The 17,652-nt window shown below is 71.1% G+C and carries 15 protein-coding genes; 9 read left to right on the top strand and 6 right to left on the bottom strand.

The genetic code is table 11. The features are described 5' to 3' along the window. Positions 1–245 precede the first annotated feature (245 nt). The 3 genes from QOL88_RS12060 to QOL88_RS12050 all read right to left on the bottom strand — a co-directional run bounded on the left by QOL88_RS12060 (position 246) and on the right by QOL88_RS12050 (position 3,664). Positions 246–1,646: an NAD(P)/FAD-dependent oxidoreductase gene (locus tag QOL88_RS12060; RefSeq protein WP_097216437.1), complete on the bottom strand. Its 1,401-nt coding sequence runs from the start codon at positions 1,644–1,646 to the stop codon at positions 246–248. A gap of 180 nt (positions 1,647–1,826) precedes the next feature. After that, entirely contained in the window at positions 1,827–3,056 is a 1,230-nt protein-coding gene (locus tag QOL88_RS12055) for a DUF6545 domain-containing protein (protein ID WP_097216436.1), read from the bottom strand. Beyond that, a complete protein-coding gene (locus tag QOL88_RS12050) occupies positions 3,053–3,664 on the bottom strand; it encodes a toxin-antitoxin system, toxin component family protein (protein WP_179878840.1) in 612 nt (203 codons plus the stop codon). Before QOL88_RS12050 ends, QOL88_RS12055 begins: the two co-directional genes overlap by 4 nt. Before the next feature lie 261 nt (positions 3,665–3,925). Between QOL88_RS12050 and QOL88_RS12045 the strand changes: the two genes are divergently transcribed. The 4 genes from QOL88_RS12045 to arfA all read left to right on the top strand — a co-directional run bounded on the left by QOL88_RS12045 (position 3,926) and on the right by arfA (position 8,683). Further along, complete coding sequence (locus QOL88_RS12045; RefSeq protein WP_097216435.1) at positions 3,926–5,281, top strand: extracellular solute-binding protein; 1,356 nt, start codon at positions 3,926–3,928, stop codon at positions 5,279–5,281. Then, complete coding sequence (locus tag QOL88_RS12040; protein ID WP_179878839.1) at positions 5,281–6,219, top strand: carbohydrate ABC transporter permease; 939 nt, start codon at positions 5,281–5,283, stop codon at positions 6,217–6,219. Before QOL88_RS12045 ends, QOL88_RS12040 begins: the two co-directional genes overlap by 1 nt. Beyond that, positions 6,216–7,064 (top strand): carbohydrate ABC transporter permease, encoded by an 849-nt coding sequence (locus QOL88_RS12035; protein ID WP_097216434.1) that lies wholly within the window; start codon positions 6,216–6,218, stop codon positions 7,062–7,064. The genes QOL88_RS12040 and QOL88_RS12035 overlap by 4 nt, the downstream gene beginning before the upstream one ends. A gap of 107 nt (positions 7,065–7,171) precedes the next feature. Continuing rightward, on the top strand, positions 7,172–8,683 hold the full coding sequence (gene arfA, locus QOL88_RS12030; RefSeq protein ID WP_097216433.1) for an arabinosylfuranosidase ArfA: 1,512 nt from the start codon (positions 7,172–7,174) through the stop codon (positions 8,681–8,683). A 259-nt stretch (positions 8,684–8,942) separates the two neighbouring features. On the opposite strand, the gene QOL88_RS12025 is transcribed toward arfA, so the two are convergent. After that, complete coding sequence (locus tag QOL88_RS12025) at positions 8,943–11,921, bottom strand: glycoside hydrolase family 35 protein (RefSeq protein ID WP_097216432.1); 2,979 nt, start codon at positions 11,919–11,921, stop codon at positions 8,943–8,945. A 131-nt stretch (positions 11,922–12,052) separates the two neighbouring features. On the opposite strand from QOL88_RS12025, the gene QOL88_RS12020 reads away from it, so the two are divergent. Beyond that, positions 12,053–12,511 carry an RrF2 family transcriptional regulator gene (locus QOL88_RS12020; protein WP_097216431.1) on the top strand — a complete coding sequence of 153 codons (459 nt, stop codon included), beginning with the start codon at positions 12,053–12,055 and terminating at the stop codon, positions 12,509–12,511. Between the two features lie 315 nt (positions 12,512–12,826). After that, on the top strand, positions 12,827–13,480 hold the full coding sequence (locus QOL88_RS12015) for a DUF4360 domain-containing protein (protein WP_097216430.1): 654 nt from the start codon (positions 12,827–12,829) through the stop codon (positions 13,478–13,480). A gap of 86 nt (positions 13,481–13,566) precedes the next feature. On the opposite strand, the gene QOL88_RS12010 is transcribed toward QOL88_RS12015, so the two are convergent. Then, positions 13,567–14,343 carry an alpha/beta fold hydrolase gene (locus QOL88_RS12010; RefSeq protein WP_097216429.1) on the bottom strand — a complete coding sequence of 259 codons (777 nt, stop codon included), beginning with the start codon at positions 14,341–14,343 and terminating at the stop codon, positions 13,567–13,569. A 64-nt stretch (positions 14,344–14,407) separates the two neighbouring features. Here QOL88_RS12010 and QOL88_RS12005 point away from each other — a divergent pair, with 64 nt between their 5' ends. Next, positions 14,408–14,956, top strand: coding sequence for a YciI family protein (locus QOL88_RS12005; RefSeq protein ID WP_097216428.1), 549 nt, complete (start codon positions 14,408–14,410; stop codon positions 14,954–14,956). A gap of 54 nt (positions 14,957–15,010) precedes the next feature. On the opposite strand, the gene QOL88_RS12000 is transcribed toward QOL88_RS12005, so the two are convergent. After that, the gene (locus tag QOL88_RS12000; RefSeq protein ID WP_097222951.1) at positions 15,011–15,787 is read right to left on the bottom strand and encodes an intradiol ring-cleavage dioxygenase; all 777 of its coding nucleotides are present in this window, start codon (positions 15,785–15,787) and stop codon (positions 15,011–15,013) included. Positions 15,788–15,909: 122 nt separating this feature from the next. Between QOL88_RS12000 and QOL88_RS11995 the strand changes: the two genes are divergently transcribed. After that, positions 15,910–16,365: a pyridoxamine 5'-phosphate oxidase family protein gene (locus tag QOL88_RS11995; RefSeq protein WP_097216427.1), complete on the top strand. Its 456-nt coding sequence runs from the start codon at positions 15,910–15,912 to the stop codon at positions 16,363–16,365. A gap of 50 nt (positions 16,366–16,415) precedes the next feature. After that, the gene (locus QOL88_RS11990) at positions 16,416–17,492 is read left to right on the top strand and encodes a hypothetical protein (RefSeq protein WP_257027724.1); all 1,077 of its coding nucleotides are present in this window, start codon (positions 16,416–16,418) and stop codon (positions 17,490–17,492) included. Positions 17,493–17,652 lie beyond the last annotated feature (160 nt).

Below are 17,652 nucleotides of genomic sequence, written 5' to 3'. Positions count from 1 at the left end.
CGCGAGGTGAGGCGGGGCGAGGGCGGCCGGGTTCCCGAGAGGCTCGCAGGCGCGTACGCCGCCGGGGCGCGGACCCCGGACGGACACGCCAGTCCCTGTCCCAGCCCCCAGCCTGTCCCAACCCCCAGACGCAGTCCGAGTCCCAGCCCCCAGCCTGTCCCAGCTCCCGGTCCCTGTCCCAACCCCCAGCCCCAGACGCAGTCCGAGTCCCAGCTCCCAGTCGCAGTCCGGTTCCAGCCCCAGCCTCAGCGTCCCGTGTGGTCCAGCCGCCGCAGGACCGTCCGCTCGTCCTCCGTCAGCGGCGCCCCCACCGCCGTCGGCAACGGCGGCCCGCTCAGCGTCGCCAGCACGGTCGAGGGCCGGAGCAGCCGCGTCGGCCCCGTCGTCATGCTCATCACGTCCCAGAGCGCCGACGCCGCCGTGTACGAGCCGGTCGCCGTGCGGATCATGCGGCGGGTGTAGGCGGTGACCAGGCGGTCGGCGACCCCGGGCGAGCCCCCGCGCGTCCCGGGGTACCAGACGTCCTGGCTCACCGCCATCGTCCACGCGGCCTCCACCGGTCTGGCCGCCCGCCGCTGCGCACGCCGGGCGAGCCCGGGCTCGTCGAGTCCGGACCGCCGCAGCTCGCGGTCCAGTTCCCGGGCGCCCAGCGCGGCCACCGACATGCCCTGCCCGTAGGCGGGGTTGAACGTGGCCAGCGCGTCACCGAGGACGACGAGGCGGTCGGGCCAGGAGCGGACCTTCTCCAGGTACCGGCGGTGATTGCTGGTGCTGCGGCTGACGTGGACCTCGGTGAGCGGCTCCGCGCCGGAGATCAGACGGCCCACGATGGGGTCGGGCAGGTCCAGGGTGTACCGGAGGAACGCGTCCGGGTCGGACGGCGGTTCGCCGCCGCCCCGCGTGCCGGCGAGGCTGACCATCCAGCGGTCCCCCTCGATCGGCAGCACCATGCCGCTGCGGCCGGGCCGTCCCCGATACGGATCGGCCTGCACCATGGTCAGGGGAAAACGCCCGGCCCCCTCGGGAGCGCGGTAGAGACGGGTGGCGTTCACCAGACCGGCGTCCACCGTCTTCTCGCGCACGTCGTCGACGCCCAGCCGCGCCAGCCAGTGCACGATCCGGGAGCCGCGTCCGCTCGCGTCCACCACGAAGTCGGCGGCGAGGTCCTCCTCCCCGGCGGCGGTCGACAGGCGCACCCCCGTCACACGCTGCCGCGACCCCGTCAGCTCCAGCACCCGCGCCTTGCGGATCACCACCGCGGTGCTGTCCAGCACAGCGCCCCGCACCGCCCAGTCGAGCAGGGCCCGGGTGCAGGTCAGCATGCTCGGGCCCGGGTGACGCCAGCGCCGGAGCCAGCCCTCGGGCGTGAGGGCGACCATGCCCGAGCCGAGCGGTATCTCGTGCGCACCCGCGGCGAGCAGGTGCTTGCGCATGCTCACGCCCGGCACCAGCTCCTCCATGGGGGCCAGCCCGCCGGCCATGAGGAGATGCGCGTGACGTCCCTGCGGCAGGCCCTTGCGGTGCTCCGGCCCCTCGGGCAGATCGTCGCGGTCGAGCACGACCACCTCGTCCGCGACGGCGGACAGGGCCGCCGCGGCCAGCATTCCGGCCAGACCCGCACCGATGACGACTGCTCTACGCGACATGCGACTCCTCGCACTCAGCCATGAAGGCTCCTTAAGCCCTGCGGGCATTCCCCGACGTCCGGCCACAGCCGCGCAGCGCACAACACCCTCCGCCGACACCGGTTTCGAGCCATGCGGGACCCGCCCCGGACGGCTCTCACCGTACCTTCACGTACCGTCCCCGCGGCCCCCCTGTGCGGTTCAGCCGGTGAGCGACTTGCCGCCCCTGGTGTCACGCGCCAGGGCGCGGATCGCCCGGAGGTCCTCCGGGCGGCGCAACACCCGGGACACGGCGCCGATCTCGCGCAGCAGGTCCGTGGTGTCGCGGGCACCGGTGCCGTCGTCCTCCCCGGTCCGGTTCCTGGCGTCGATCGCGTCCAGGATCGCCGCGGTGGCGGCGAGTGCCTTCGCCAGGTCGGGCGGGTGGCCGAGGGCGAGGGCGGCGTCGTGGAACCGCTCGCGCCGGTTCTCGTCGATGTGCCGGGCGAGCGGCAGCAGCACGTCGCGGATGAACGTCTCCCGGCGCACCAGCCGCAGCTCCGGTGTCGCGCGCAGCAGGAACGGGACCCCCGCGCCGTTGACCGTCTTCATCAGCAGGTACAGCGGCCGCAGTTCGTGGAGGGCGAGCCGGACGTGCCAGCGGCCGTGCAGGTACTGCCCGGCGTGCGGGAGGATGAAGCCGACCGCGATGAGCACGGCGGACAGGCAGGCGAGCGGCGGGGCGACGGCCGTGCTCAGCCAGTCCACGTTCCGCCCGGACCAACGGGCCGCCACGGCACTGACCTTGGCGGCGTCGAAGAGCAACTGCGCCGCGTAGCCCACGCCGAGGAACTTCAGCCCCCAGCGCAGCAGCGAGTCGAGCCCGTCCGTGCGGACCCAGTTCCAGATCAGCCCGTTGGTGACCAGCGCGGCCAGGGTGTGCGCGAGCAGGTAGAGCACGATCATCTCGCGCATGTACGGGGTGTTCGCGTAGTACGTGTCGAGATCCCGCAGCCGCTCCTCCGGTACGTCCGCGAGAGCGAACAGCACCCACATCGCGACGATCACACTCGCATAGACCACCACGACCCCCCGCATCGCGCGCCGGGTGTGGTCGGAGCGGTCGGACAGGCCGTTGCGCCAGGAGATGATCAGCAGCAGGCAGGAGGCGCAGAAGGCCGTGAGCAGCGAGTAGACCCAGGGGCCGGAGAAGTTGGCGACCCCGGTGAGCCGGTTGACCCGGGCGATCGTCGACGGCGCCACGAAGACGAACACCGCGCAGGCGAGCAGCAGCAGCCCGCCGACCGCGCGCAGCAGCGGGTCCTTCCAGAGCCGGATGATGCTCGGCAGCTTGATGGCCAGGGCGGCGGCGAGGACTCCCGCGGGGATCCACCAGAAGTTCGGATAGAACTGGTTGACGAACTCGGCCGGAGTGAGCGCCACCGTCGTCACGGGGCCGCACCTCCTCGCGGTCCCCGGTAGCCCAGCGACCGCTGCAGGGGGCCGAGGGGTACGTCCGGTCCGCGCCCGCCCGGCAGCAGTGCCCGGCAGCGCGCCGCCAGTTGATGTCCAAAGGCATCGGCCTCGGACTCGTCCCGTTCCCGGGAGCCGTTGCGGGCGGCCACGGTCAGCGCGATGTCCTCCCACCCCGGCCGGTCGGCGAACGCGTCGGCCGCCGCCGCACCCGCCCCCGGGTGATGGCGGTGCCCCGCGTGCAGATGCCACAGCTCGTGCCCGAGTATGACCAGTTGCTGCACGGCCTCGGCCCGTTCCTCGACGATGACGAGGTCGAAGTCCTGGAACTCCACCCACAGGCCGGTCACTTCGATCTCGTCCGGGAAGCGTTCGAAGCGGACCTCGACGGGGCGTCCGCCGCGCCGGGTGCTCATCTCCTCGCACAGCGCCCGGCACAGGGACCGCACGTCGGTGGGGTAGCGGGGTCTGGCCCGGACCGCGGTGGCGAGCTCGGCGGCCAGGCCGCGCATGGCTGAGCCACTGCGTGGGCGCCTGAGCGCGGCGGTGGCTCGGGCGGCCCTGATCCGCGCGCCCGCGATGTCCATCGCTCCCCCTTCTCACCGCCGGCCCGTCGACCGACGACGGCCCTGCCGGCGCGTCCGAGACTACGCGCCCGAAAGTGTGCGCGTCATGCGATCCGACGTCCGATGTTCAACGCGGAACGACCGTTCCCGCCCGGAACGTCCTGTCCGAAATCTGGCCGGACCATTGACGCGCAAGCGCTTCGAATTTACGGTCCCGTTCGAAGTAACGAGCGCCATCCGAAATACCGAACGGTTTCTGATCATCGATCGTAAGGGCAGGGCATGGGACGACCTGACCTGAACCGCAGGCAGCTTCTCGGCGGGCTCGGCGGCCTCTTCGTCGCGAGCAGCTTCGGCTTCGCCGCGCTCGGCACCGGCGCCGACGCACTCGCCTCCGACGCCGACACCCGGGTGCGCTACTGGAACCTCTTCAGCGGCGGCGACGGCTCCAACATGATCGCGATGCTGGACGCCTTCCGTACGGCCAACCCGGACATCGCCGTCAAGGACTCCACCCTCCAGTGGGGCAGCCCCTTCTACACCAAACTCGCCATGGCGGCGGCGGGCAACCGCGCCCCCGACCTCGGCGTCATGCACCTCGGCCGCGTCACCGGCTTCGCACCCGGCCGCCTCCTCGACCCCTGGGACGTCGGCCTGCTCGCCAAGTACGGCGTCCGGGAGCAGGACTACAACCCCACCCTGTGGAAGCGCGGCGTCATCGACGGCAAGCTCTACGCCCTCCCGCTCGACATCCACGTCCAGCTCTGCTTCTACCGCAAGGACGTCCTGAAGAAGGCGGGACTGCTCGGCGACGACGGCCGGATCGTGCCCGTCACCTCCACCGACGAGTGGTTCGACGTCCTCAAGGAGGCCAAGCGGGCCACGAAGAAGGGGCTCCAGACCATCGGCATGTGGAACGCCGACCAGAACTTCCAGTGGTGGTTCTTCGTCGCCTTCTACACCCAGCTCGGCGGCACCTGGTTCAACGCCGCCGACACCGAGGTCACCTTCGACACCGACAAGGCCGTCCAGGTCCTTCGGTTCCTGCGCCGGCACGTCACCGACGGGTACTCCGACCCGGGCTTCGGAGGCCTCGCGAGCGCCGAACAGTTCATCAACGGCTCCCCCTTCGTCTGGGAGGGCAACTGGTCGGTCCCGGTCTACTCCGGAGCGAAGCTCGACTACGGAGCGACCCCCCTGCCGCCCGTCTTCGGCAAGCAGGCCACCCACGCCGAGTCCCACTCCTTCGTCCTGCCGCACCAGTCCGACCGCGGCGGCGCCGCCAACGAGGCCGCCCACCGGCTCGCCGCCTACGTCGTCCAGCACGCCCGGCAGTGGGCGGCCGGCGGCCACATCCCCGCGTACACCCCCACCCTGTCCACGGCGGCGTACAAGAAGCTGGACCCGCAGAGCGAGTACGTCTCCGCCATGGACCACCAGGCCACCGAGCCGAAGGTGTGGTTCGCGGGCTCCACCGGCATCCTCGCCCAGCGCGTCGGCCCCATCGTGGTCTCCTCGACGATGGGCTCCGCCAAGCCGGAGACCGCGGCCGACCGCATGAAGAAGGCGCTCACCCAGCTCCTCGCCACGAAGAACCCCATGGACGGGAAGACAGCCGCAGAAGGAGGTGCCGCCTGATGGCCACCAGCGCCCACACCCTCGCCGCACCCGCACGCGCGAGGACCGCCACCGGCATCGCCACCCTCCGCCGCAAGCAGGGCTTCCAGCACGGCGGCTGGTTCGTCGCCCCGTTCCTGCTGCTCTTCGCGGTGTTCGTGATCTGGCCGCTGCTGCGCGGCGTCTACCTCAGCTTCACCGACGCCAACATCACGGGCGAGGGCGCGAGCTTCGTCGGCCTCGACAACTACCGCGAGGCCCTGGACGACCCCCTGGTGTGGGACTCCCTCGGCCACAGCGTGTACTTCACGCTCCTGGTCGTGCCCTGCATCACCGTCCTCGCCTTCCTCCTCGCGATGCTCGCCCACCACATCGAACGCGGCAAGTGGCTGTGGCGGCTATGCTTCTTCGCCCCGTTCCTGCTGCCGTCCACCGTCGCGGCCAACCTGTGGCAGTGGCTGTTCAACCCCGGCACCGGCATGATCGACCACGTCTTCGGCCTTCAGACGCCCTGGCTCACCGACAAGTCCTACGCGATGCTCGCCATCGTCATCACCACCCTGTGGTGGACCGTCGGCTTCAGCTTCCTGCTCTACCTCGCCGCCCTCCAGGGCATCCCGGAGCACCTCTACGAGGCCGCCAGACTGGACGGCGCGAACGCCTGGCACCGCACGGTCCACATCACCCTGCCGATGCTGCGCAACATCACCGGCCTGGTCATCGCCCTCCAGGTCCTCGCCTCGCTCCAGATCTTCGACCAGGCCGTCGTGATGATGGACTTCCTCCCCGGACCCGAGGGCTCGACCCGCACCTTCGTGCAGTACACCCTCGAAGAGGGCTTCACCAGCTACCGCGTGGGCTACGCCTCCGCGATCTCCGTCATCTTCTTCGTGATCATCGCGGCCGTCGCCCTCGCGCGGATGTGGCTGCTGCGCAACGTCAAGGAGACCGCCCGATGAGCACGGCCGCACAGCCCCGCAAGCCGTGGACCCCGAGCCAGATCGTCCTGACCCTCCTCGGCGCCGCCGTCTCCCTCGTCTTCCTGGCCCCCTTCGCCTGGGGCCTGTTCACCTCGCTCAAGTCCGAGACCGAGGCGGTGGAGGTCCCGGCGCACTGGCTTCCGAAGGACTGGACGGGCCAGGCCTGGAAGGCCCTGTTCGAGTCCGGCAACATCACCAACTGGTTCGTGAACTCCCTGGTCGTCTCGGTCTGTGTGACCTCCGTCGTCCTGCTGGTGAGCGCCCTCGCCGGATACGGCTTCGCCCGCACCGAGTTCCGCGGCAAGAACGTCCTGATGGGCCTGGTCATGGCAGGACTGATGATCTCGCCCGCCGTCCTCGGCGTGCCGCTGTTCACCACGGTCCAGCAGATGGGGATGGTCGACACCTACTGGGGCATGATCCTGCCGCAGTGCGCGCCCGCCGCGATGGTCTACATCCTCTACAAGTTCTTCCAGGGCATCCCGCGGGAGCTGGAGGAGGCCGCGTTCATCGACGGGGCGGGCCGCTGGCGGGTCTTCTTCACCATCGTCCTGCCGCTCTCCCGCCCCTCCCTCGCCGCCGTCGGCATCTTCACCTTCATCGCCTCGTGGAACAACTTCCTCTGGCCGTACATGGTGACCAACAACCCCGACCTGATGACCATGCCGAACGGCATCGCGACCGTCATGAACTCCTACGGCATCCAATGGGCCCAGCTCATGGCCGGTGGCCTGATGGCGGGCCTGCCCCTGATCATCGTGTTCGTGTTCTTCCAACGCCAGATAGTGGCGGGCGTGGCCCATACGGGCTTGGCAGGCCAATAACGCCCTCCGTCTTGGGGCGCGGAGCTGTGCTCGATGTGCGGCACCGCCGCGGGGGCGCGACAAGCCCCCTCGCACCCGCAGACGAAACCGAACCTCGAAAGGCAAGCATGCACAAGGCCCGCTTCACCCTCGACCCCGCATTCACGGTCGGCGAGGTCAACCCCCGCCTCTTCGGCAGCTTCGTGGAACACCTCGGCCGCTGCGTCTACACCGGCATCTTCGAACCCGGCCACCCCTCCGCCGACGAGGACGGAATCCGCACCGACGTCCTGGACCTCGTCCGTGAACTCGGCGTCACCGCCATTCGCTACCCCGGCGGCAACTTCGTCTCCGGCTACAAGTGGGAGGACTCGGTCGGCCCGGTCGAGGACCGTCCCCGCCGGCTCGACCTCGCCTGGCGCTCCACCGAGACCAACCGCTTCGGCCTCTCCGAGTACATCGCCTTCCTGAAGAAGATCGGCCCCCAGGCCGAGCCCATGATGGCCCTCAACCTCGGCACCCGGGGTGTCGCCGAGGCTCTCGAACTCCAGGAGTACGCCAACCACCCCGCCGGCACGGCCCTGTCCGACCTCCGTGCCGCGCACGGCGACAAGGACCCCTTCGGCATCAACCTCTGGTGCCTGGGCAACGAGATGGACGGCCCCTGGCAGACCGGCCACAAGACCGCCCAGGAGTACGGCCGGACCGCCGCCGAGACCGCCCGCGCCATGCGCCAGATCGATCCGGGCGTCGAACTCGTCGCCTGCGGCTCCTCCAGCCAGTCGATGCCGACCTTCGCAGCGTGGGAGGCGACGGTCCTGGAGGAGACCTACGACCTCGTCGACCACATCTCCCTGCACGCCTACTACCAGCCCGAGGACGGCGACCTCGACTCCTTCCTGGCCTCCGCCGTCGACATGGAGTCCTTCATCGAGAACGTGGTCGCCACCGCCGACCACATCGGCGCGAAGCTGAAGTCGAAGAAGAAGATCAACCTCTCCTTCGACGAGTGGAACGTCTGGTACATCTCGGAGTGGCACGAGATCGAGAACTCCGGCGCGCGGGACTGGGCCGAGGCCCCTCGCCTCCTGGAGGACAACTACAGCGTCATGGACGCGGTGGTCTTCGGCTCGCTCCTCATCGCCCTGCTCCGGCACGCCGACCGGGTCACGATCGCCTGCCTCGCCCAGCTCGTCAACGTCATCGCGCCGATCATGACCGAGCCGGGCGGCCCCGCCTGGCGCCAGACCACGTTCTTCCCGTTCGCGCAGGCGAGCAAGTACGGCCGCGGCCGAGTCCTCGACGTCCGCGTGGACTCGCCGAAGCACGAGACGAAGAAGTACGGCGAGACCGACCTGCTGCACGCCACCGCCGTGCGCGCCGAGGACGGCACCGTCACCGTCTTCGCCGTCAACCGCAGCCGCACCGACGCCCTGCCCCTCGACGTCGCCCTGAGCGGCCTCGACCTCACGCGGGTCGTCGAGCACAGCGCCCTCGCGGACGCCGACCCCGACGCCCGCAACACCCTCGACGACCCCGAGCGGGTCGCCCCGCACGCGGTCGACGGCACGGCCCTCCAGGACGGCACGCTCAGCGCCGTCCTGGAGCCGCTGTCCTGGAACGTGATCCGGCTGGCGTGACGGCCCCGGTCGGCGTTCGATGTGCGGCAGGGCGGTCGAGGACGCCGAGATCGAGGTCGTCCCGACCGCCCGGTAGCCGTCCGAGCCCGGCACCTTCGCCAAGGCGTTCATGACGAGGGGGGCGTCACCACCGGCCCCCGCTCGCTCACCCGGGCCGTGCCGTCCCGGCGCGGGCAGTGGGCCCCGGGTCCGGTCCCAGAAGTCCCGGCCGGCGATCCGGTCCGGCCGTCTCCGCGCGTCGGCGACGATCCCGATCCGGTCACACCGGTGTCACGGGCACTCCTCCGGCCGCCGCGCCCAGCAGGGTCAGCCGCGCCTCTCCGGGCCCGGACGGTGTGGTCCCGTCGGACAACACCGCCAGCGCCAGTGTGTTGGCACCCCGTGTGCGCAGGATCCCGTTGGGCAGCACGAAGGTGTGTTGCGGGCCCACGTCGTTGATGTACTGGCCCATGTTCCAGCCGTTGAGGAAGATCTGGACGCGGTAGGCCCGGCCCGGGTCGTCGTCGAGGACGAGCCCGATCGAGGCGTCGACACCCGGGGCGACGTCCAGCCGGAAGTCCGTCCGGTACCAGGTGACGCCCTGCCGCCGGTCGGCCCGGGGGAGTTCGGCGTCCTTCCAGTCCCCGTCGTCGTACTCGGGCAGATGCCAGCCCTCGCGTTCCCCGTGCAGCCCGCCGGTGTTCATCGGCCCGCGCACGGGGTCGGGCGTGGAAGCGCCCTGGATACGCCACTTCACCTCGGGGGAGCCGCCCTCGAAGGTGACGGCGGTCAGACCCCGCGCGGCCTTGTGCGTGTCGAGAGCCTCGCCGTCCATGTCGTGCTGCATCCGCCGCACGAGCACGGAGAGCACATGCCGGTCACGTGTCCCGTCCCGCGCCTCGCGGAACCTCTCCCGCAGCTTCTCCGGCAGGTCGAAGCCGGCCTTCGCCGTCCACGTCCCCTGCCGCGCCCGCTCCTTGTCGGGGACCGGCATCCGGTGCGTGCCCAGCGGCTCGCCGTCCAGCCAGGCCATGAGCAGGCCCTGGGTGCCCGTGCTGTAGGCGAGGGACACGGACTCGATGCCGTTCTCGTCGTTCCACTCGCCCCGGTACCAGACGTCGCCGTAGTGGAAGCCGTAGTCGTCCGCGAACAGGACGGGCTGCCCGTCGGGCACGGGCGTGGTGCTGAAGGTCGTCTCCTTGTCGGCCGTCGTCCAGTCCGAGTCGTCGAAGTCCGGCTCGGACTCGGGGTTCCCGTCCCGGCGCCGCCAGCCGTCGAGGGCGGGCAGGGACGGCCGGGCCACCCCGGGCAGCGGCCGCAGCGCCAGCAGGCTCCCGGAGGCGCTGATCCGGGTCGCGACCGGGCGCCCGTTCCAGGTGACGTGGGTGATCCCGCGCGGCCCCCACACCTCCAGGCCGGTCTGCCCGGTGGTGTCGCCGGTGAGATGGACCGTGGAGTCGCGCAGCTCCGCCGAGCGCAGCAGGGCGGGGCCGTAGACGAGCAGCGGACCGGACGGGGTCTCGTAGGGCCACAGCCGCAGCGCGGTGGCGTCGTCCGCGAACAGCACCAGCATCGGGGTGTCCACCCCGTCGCCCTCGACCCGCACCCGGCTCAGCCCGCCCGCGCCGAGCGGGGCCGTGATGTTCAGCTTGCCGAGGTTGTACGCCCAGGCGGGCTCCGCGTCGAGCCGCATGGGCGTGGGCTCGTCCGCGCACTCCAGGACGACCTGGGCCATCTCGCCCCGGCGGCCCGCGAACACGGCGATGTCCTGCCGCCCGGCGGTCAGGCTCAGCATGGGCTGCACGGTGGAGTGCACCAGCGTCCGGTGCCCGAGCCGCAGACCGGCGGCGATCAGCTTGGCGTCCCGGGCCGGGACCGTGACCGGCACGTCGATCCCGGCGTCCGGCAGCGTCGAGGAGACCGCCTCGCCGGTGTCGTTGCGCAGGACGTAGAAGTGGGCCCCGGTGTCGGGGTTGGTCAGGTGGTAGACCTTGATCCGCTCGTCGGTCGCGCGCACGGACTTCGCCCGGTGCAGCTTGGCGAGGTCGGGCACGAACCGCAGCAACTGCCCGGTCTGGTGCATCGGCGCGAGCTTCGGGGTGGCGTTGCGGGCCTCGTCGAACGCGGCGCCGTAGTCGTACGAGGTGTAGACGGCAGGCGCGGGCAGCCAGCCCCAGGAGGTGCCGCCGAAGGTCATGTAGACGTTGTGCAGGGTGATGCCGTTGGCGAGGTTGGTGAGGTGGAAGCGCCGCTCGTACGCCGCGTCCCGGGTCCGGCGCGCCTCGGCGTACCCCTTGCCGTCGAACGCCGACCCGCCCCACGGATCGAACCAGCCCCCGCCGAACTCGGGCACGAACCCGGGCGTCTTCGGACTGGCCGTGGCTCCGCCCGTCGCGCCGCCGGTCCCGAAGAGCCCCCAGTCGTGCGGCACCCGGTCCGGCTCCGGGTATCCGTCGAACCCGTACAGCCAGCGCCCCTTCTCCCCGCCGGTGCCGAACGACCCCGGGGTCCAGTGCCCGCCCGGCCCCTTGTCGTTGTGGAACAGCGGTACGTCGATGCCGTCGGCGCGGACCTTCTCGTACAGGTACGACATGTAGGCGCGCCCGGACGGCTCGTCGACGTGCGCGTCGTACTCGTTCTCGATCTGGTAGAGCAGGACCGTGCCCGTGCCGTGCGTGAACAGGCGTTTCGCGACGACGGCGTTGACGGCGGTCAGCCACTCGTCGACATAGCGCAGATACGTCGGGTCGGAGGTCCGGGCCCGGCCCTCGGTGGCGGTCAGCCAGCCCGGGAAGCCGCCGGCGTCGACCTCCGCGTTGATGTACGGCCCGGGCCGCAGGATCACGTACAGCCCCGCCTCGGCGGCCGTCCGCAGGAACAGGTCCAGGTCGCGCACGCCGGTGAAGTCGTAGCGGCCGGGGGCGGGGGAGTGGTGGTTCCAGGCGACGTACACGCTGACGGCGTTGTATCCGTGCGCCCGCATCTTCTCCAGCACGTCCCGCCACAGCGACGGGCTCGGCAGCCGGAAGGGGTGCATCTCGCCCGACCAAAGCACCAGGCGGCGGCCGTCGACCAGCAGCGAGTAGCGGTCGAAGCCGATCTCGTGCGGCCGGCCGTCCGCGCTCGGCACCGGTGGCGGCGGGCCGGTGGGCGCGGTGCGTGCCGGGTTGGCGGAGGTGGGCGACCCGCTGCCGGTCAGCGCGAAGCCGAGCGCCGCCGTGCCGGCCAGAGCGTGGAAGGTACGCCTGCTGAGCTCCAAGGGAGCGCCTCCTGTTGTGCCTTGCGATACGTGGTGCGTGGTGCGGGTGATCGTCGTGCGGGGTGCGTGTGCTCGCTGTGGTGCGCGGTGCGTGTGCTCAATGTCTACAGGGTCACGGGGACAATGGTCCTATGAGGATCTCGGCACGAGCGGACTACGCGGTACGAGCGGTCGTGGAGCTGGCCGTCCGGCAGGGGGAGGGGCCGGTCAAGGCGGAGGCCGTCGCCACCGCTCAGGACATCCCCCACAAGTTCCTGGAGGGGATCCTCGGGGATCTGCGGCGCGGCGGGGTCGTCGACAGCCGGCGTGGCGGGGGCGGCGGCTACCGGCTGGCCCGGGAGGCCACGGAGATCACGGTCGCGGACGTGATCCGGGCCGTCGACGGGCCGATCGTCTCGGTGCGGGGCGAACGGCCGACCGGTCTCGCCTACTCCGGCACCGCCGAGCCGCTGCTGCCGCTGTGGATCGCCCTGCGGGCCAATGTGCGCAGGATCCTGGAGGGCGTGACGGTCGCCGACCTCGCGGCCGGGGCGCTGCCGGAGCCGGTGGAGCGGCTGGCGGCGGAACCGGCGGCCTGGGAGAACCCCTGAGGGGCTGCGGCCGTGCGCGGCGCTGTGCGTGATCCTCATTCCGTCCTCGGGATGTCCTCGGTCTGACGCACTGGTGCAACGCACCCTATGTGCCTGCCGGTATCCCAGTGAATTCCCGCCAGTGTGAATGGCCGGAGAGCGACCTGGCCCACCCCCGTCGGGCTGCGTACGATGCGACCGCTCCCGCTCTTCACATCCCCTTCATGGAATGGTCACAGGTCGGGGGTGCGTGTGGCTGTCACTTTGACATGCGCATGCTCAGTCTCATGCTCCATCACCGTCACGATCCACCCCCCACGTACGGATGGGAGAACCATGGCCGGTGGCCTGCTCCTGAGCGGTGCGGTAGCCGCGCTCCTCACCAGCGCACTTCCCGCACAAGCCTCGTCCTCCGGGTTCGACGACCCGCCCCCGGACAAGATCATCATCCAGGTCGCCACGGTGAACGGCTCCGGCTGCCCGCAGGGCACGGCCGCGGTCGCCGTCTCCGAGGACAACACCGCCTTCACGGTGACCTACAGCGACTACCTCGCCCAGGCCGGCGGAAGCTCCGACCCGACCGCGTTCCGCAGGAACTGCCAGCTCAACCTGAAGGTCCACGTCCCCGGCGGCTTCACCTACGCCATCGCGAGCGCGGACTACCGGGGATTCGCCTCCCTCCAGCGGGGCGCGAGCGCCTCCCAGCGGGCCTCGTACTACTTCCAGGGCTCGCCCAGCACGGTGTACAAGAACCACCCTTTCAGCGGCCCCCTCAACGACAACTGGCAGGCCACCGACGAGACCGACTGGGCCCAGCTGGTCTACGCACCCTGCGGAGTCCAGCGCAACTTCAACATCAACACCGAGATCCGCGTCAACGCCGGCACCCAGTCGGCCGACAAGGTCAGCTTCATGACGATGGACTCCACGGACGGGGACATCAGCACGGTGTACCACCTGGCGTGGAAGGAGTGCCCGAAGAAGTCGTGACGGTGTGAACGGGGGGCGGCCTCACCGGGCCGGTGGTCGGTGGGCCGCCCCTCGTGTTCCCGCGTGGACGATGCGGCGAGGACCGGTCAGCCCCGGGGCGCCAGCGCCGCCGCGGTGGCCCGCACGAAGGCCTCCGGGTTGTCCAGCATGATGTTGTGACCGCAGTCGGGGATCGCGACGACGGACACACCCGCCTCGCCGAGGGCGTCGGAGCCCGGGAGCGGCCCGTCCGCCTCGGGAAGCAGGAAGGTGCGGGGAATCCTCAGATCCAGCAACAGCTCCCGCATCGTGGGGTCCGTGCCGCGCGTCAGATGGAACGCGCTGCGGTGCAGGGCCTCGCGGCCGGCCAGACGCATCGTGGACCACCAGTGGGCGCCGGCCCGGTCGCGGACCTCCTCCCAGCCGCCGCCCGTCACGAACTCCTCCTCGGAGTAGGCGGCGATGCCGCTGCTGCCCGAGGAGCCGGGCGTACGCGGGATCGGGTCGAGATTGGCGTCGATGAGCACCAGCCGGGAGACCAGGTGGGGGTGGCGGGCCGCCAGGACGATCGCCACCGAGCCGCCCATGCTGTGCGCGATCACCTCGGCGCCCGAAGCCCCCGCGGCGGTCAGGGCGTCGGCGAGCGCGTCGGCGTGCGATGCGAGCGTGTAGTCGAAGGCCGTCGGACGGTCGCTGATGCCGTGGCCCAGCAGGTCGATCAGCAGTGACCGGTGTCCGGCGAGCAGCGGGTGGACCGCGACCTGGGTGAAGTAGGCGGGCGACGTGGCACCCAGTCCGTGCACGTAGACGCGCGGCGGCTCCTGCCCCGGCAGTTCGACCCAGCGGATCTGGTCGCCTTCGGGCGTTACGGCGGCGCTGCGCACGGTCTGCTCTCCTGTGGTCACGACGACGGGAGACACGAGAGTAACCACTGAGGTTGGATGAGCCATGGAATTCTTCTGCTACCACCGCGACCGGCCCGGCTCCCTGCCGCTGCGGGAGGAGCTGGGTGAGGCGCACTGGGCCTATATGGACCGGTACGAGGCGGAGCTGATCGCCCGGGGGCCGACCTTCGCCGAGGACGGGGAGACGCCCACCGGCAGTGTGCACATCGTCGACCTGCCGGATCCCGCCGCCGCGCGGGCGTTCGCCTTCGACGAGCCCAACTACCAGGCCGGGGTGTACCGGGATGTCGTGCTGCGGCGCTGGCGGAACCTGCTGGGGCGGACCATGTGGGAGTTTCCGGGCGGGCGGACGGGCGGCGACCGCCATCTGGTGCTCGGACTCGGCCCCTCGACCGGAGAACCTCTCGAAGTACCCAACCGGCCGGACGAGTTGATCGCGCTCGGCCCCCTGCTGTCCGACGACGGCGAGGTATGGGTGGGCACGGCCGCACTGGTCCGGGCCCCCGACCCGGAGGCGGCGCGTGCCGTGCTGCCCCGGGGGCGGTACGCGGCCATCGAGGTGCACGTGTGGGAGTTCGGCGGGCGGCGGTGACGCGAGCGCCCGGAGCCCACCGAAGCGGGGGTGGGCTCCGGGCCTTGGGCCGTGTCAGCCCTGTTCCACTCCCAGGGTCAGCGCACCGGCGTAGCCCGCCGACGTCGTGCTGCCGAGGGGCGTGAGGGTGAGGAGGCCCGAGGCCGCGCCGCCCTCGTCGTAGATGGAGTCCTGGGCGAGTGTGGTGCGCGGGACCGTGTTGACCTTGTACGCCGAGAGTGCGGCGACCCTGGTCGTGATCGCCTCGGCGAAGAAGAGCTGGCCGGTGTGGAGTTCCTCGCCGCCGGTGAAGGAGCCGTCGGGGGTCAGGGTCACGTCCGTGTGGACCTTGATGTGGATGTGCACGCAGCGACCCCGGTACCAGCCCGGGTAGACCGTGGTGATCGCCGCGACGCCGCGCGCGTCGGTGAGGACGCCGCCGCGCAGGAACGTGCCGTTGTCGGGTTCGTCGTGACCGTTGTTGCCGACGAAGCCCGAGTACTCGCCGAGGGCGTCGCAGTGCCAGATCTCCACCAGGGCGTCCTTCAGCGGCGCGCAGGTGTCGTCGTCGACGACCGTGAGCGTCAGCTTCAGGGGGATGCCGGTCTTGTCCTCGCGGATGTCGGAGCGGACGTACTGCCCGTCGAGGTAGTAGGGGCCTTCGGTCAGCTCCTTGGTCAGGGTGCAGACGGCCGTGGCGGCGACCGGGGCGGTCGCGGCACGGCCGGCGGGGGTCTCGGTGCCGGGGGCTGCCGCGCCCACGGCCAGGGCGGCTGCGGTGGCGCCGGTGGCCAGCAGGACGGTGCGGCGGCCGATGGACGTGTCGGGGTGGTTCTTCGAGGTGTCTGTCATGAACACGTCACCCTAGGGAGGCTTTCTGTCGGGGAGCTGTGGATCCGGCAAAGTGACGGCGCGTCAAGTGACTTGTGAGACGGTCGTGGAATACCGTGCCGGGCGCGGGTGTTGAGCACGGCATGACGCAGAATCCGGGGCCTCGTCCCCTGTCCGACGCGGCCCTCTCCGACCTGCTCGGCAAGCAGCAGTTCGGCACGCTCGCCACCGTCAAGCGCAGTGGCCACCCGCACCTGACCACCATGCTGTACAGCTGGGACGCCGAGTCCCGCACGGTGCGCTTCTCGACCACCGCCGACCGTGTCAAGGTCCAGCACCTGCGCCGTGAACCGCGTGCGGCGTTGCATGTGCAGGGCGGGGATGTCTGGTCGTTCGCCGTCGCCGAGGGCGACGCCGAGGTCTCCGACGTCACCACGGTCCCCGGCGACACGGTCGGCCGGGAACTGCTCGCGATGGTCCCGGCGGGCGCCCGACCGGACGACGAGGACGCCTTCCTCCGGCAACTGGTCGACGAGCGGCGCGTCGTCATCCGACTGAGGGTGGACCGGCTGTACGGGACCGCGCTCGACATCGCGTAAGGGGACTGCGGCACGATGAGCGCATGAACGAACAACGGGGAAGCGCTGAAGTGCCGATCGCTGAAGAGCCGTCCACCCGAGGGCCGATCACCGACGAACCCTCCCTCGCGGATCTCGGCCGGCGACTCCTCGCGGTGGACACCGGCGGCTGGACGCCGGACGTCGTCAGGGCCTTGGCGGACGGGCTCGGTTGGGCCCAGGGCGGTACCGCGGAGCATCCCGTCCTGGTCACCGGCCGGTCCTCGGGTGACGCCCGGCTGCGTCCCGTCGGCACCTACGAGCGGCGTTACGCGGGCGGCGAGTCGTACGTCGAGCTCGCGGTGCCCGTGGCGACCGCCGCACCCGACGCCGCGGCGCAGGCCGCCGCCTTCCGGGCAGCGCGTGAGGAACTGACATCGGCCCTGGGCCGCCCGTCCGTCATGGGTTCGCACGGCGACATGGGCCCCTTCTACGACAGCGGGCCGCTGTGGGGCGCCCCCTTCGTGCGCTGGCGCGGCACACCGGACACCCTTGAGCTGCGTGCCGGGAAGTCGGGGCCGGAGCTGGTCCTGCAGCCCACCGACCCGGCCGAGAACTGGTTCTGGCGGCAGGGCAGCGGCGAGGAGCACGCGATCAGCGGCTTCTTCGGCAGCAACGACGATCCGGCCAACGCCGGTCTCGGATTTCCCGGCGGTTGGCGAGCCCGCAGCTGGGGGACCGTCACCCGGTCGCTGGGCGACTTCCTGGAAACCCTGCCCGCGGAGGCCGTCGCCCTCGGCACCGGATTCGGGATGCCGTTCTACGGGAGGACCGGCGACGGAGCGCCCCTCCTCTTCGACGTGACATGCGACGACCGGCTCTCGATCGGTTGCTTCGCCCCGGACGGCGTCGACGCGGCCGCACTCGGCTGGGGCACCGTCGCCGAACACCCGGGCACGGCCTCGATCTGGAGGGACGACGATCCGGTGTGGCGCGTGGACGCCGGAGGTCCCGGCGAACCCAAGGGCCGCGCCCTCGCGGAGATGCTCGTGGCGACGGCCAGGGCGGCCGGGGTGACCGAGCCGGCCGGTCTGATCGTCGGCGGCGAGGCCGAGTACGTGGACGTCTACCACGTCAGGTACTACGGCCTGGGCCTGCCCACCGGCTGACCCTTCAGCGGCCCCCCAGCCGGATCCTCGGCTCATCCCCCGTCTTCCATGGTCCGCGCAGTAGTTGCTGCGCGGACCATTGACGCGCAAAGGGTTCGATTCTACGGTCCGTTCGAACTTGCGATCGCTGTTCGAAATATCGAGCAGCTTTTCACCCCCA

It is taken from the genome of Streptomyces sp. Ag82_O1-12 (assembly GCF_900182715.1).
GTDB classification, from domain to species: Bacteria; Actinomycetota; Actinomycetes; order Streptomycetales; family Streptomycetaceae; genus Streptomyces; species Streptomyces massasporeus.
The sequence above is the reverse complement of the archived record's forward strand: the minus strand, read 5'-3'. Positions and strand labels throughout refer to the sequence as shown.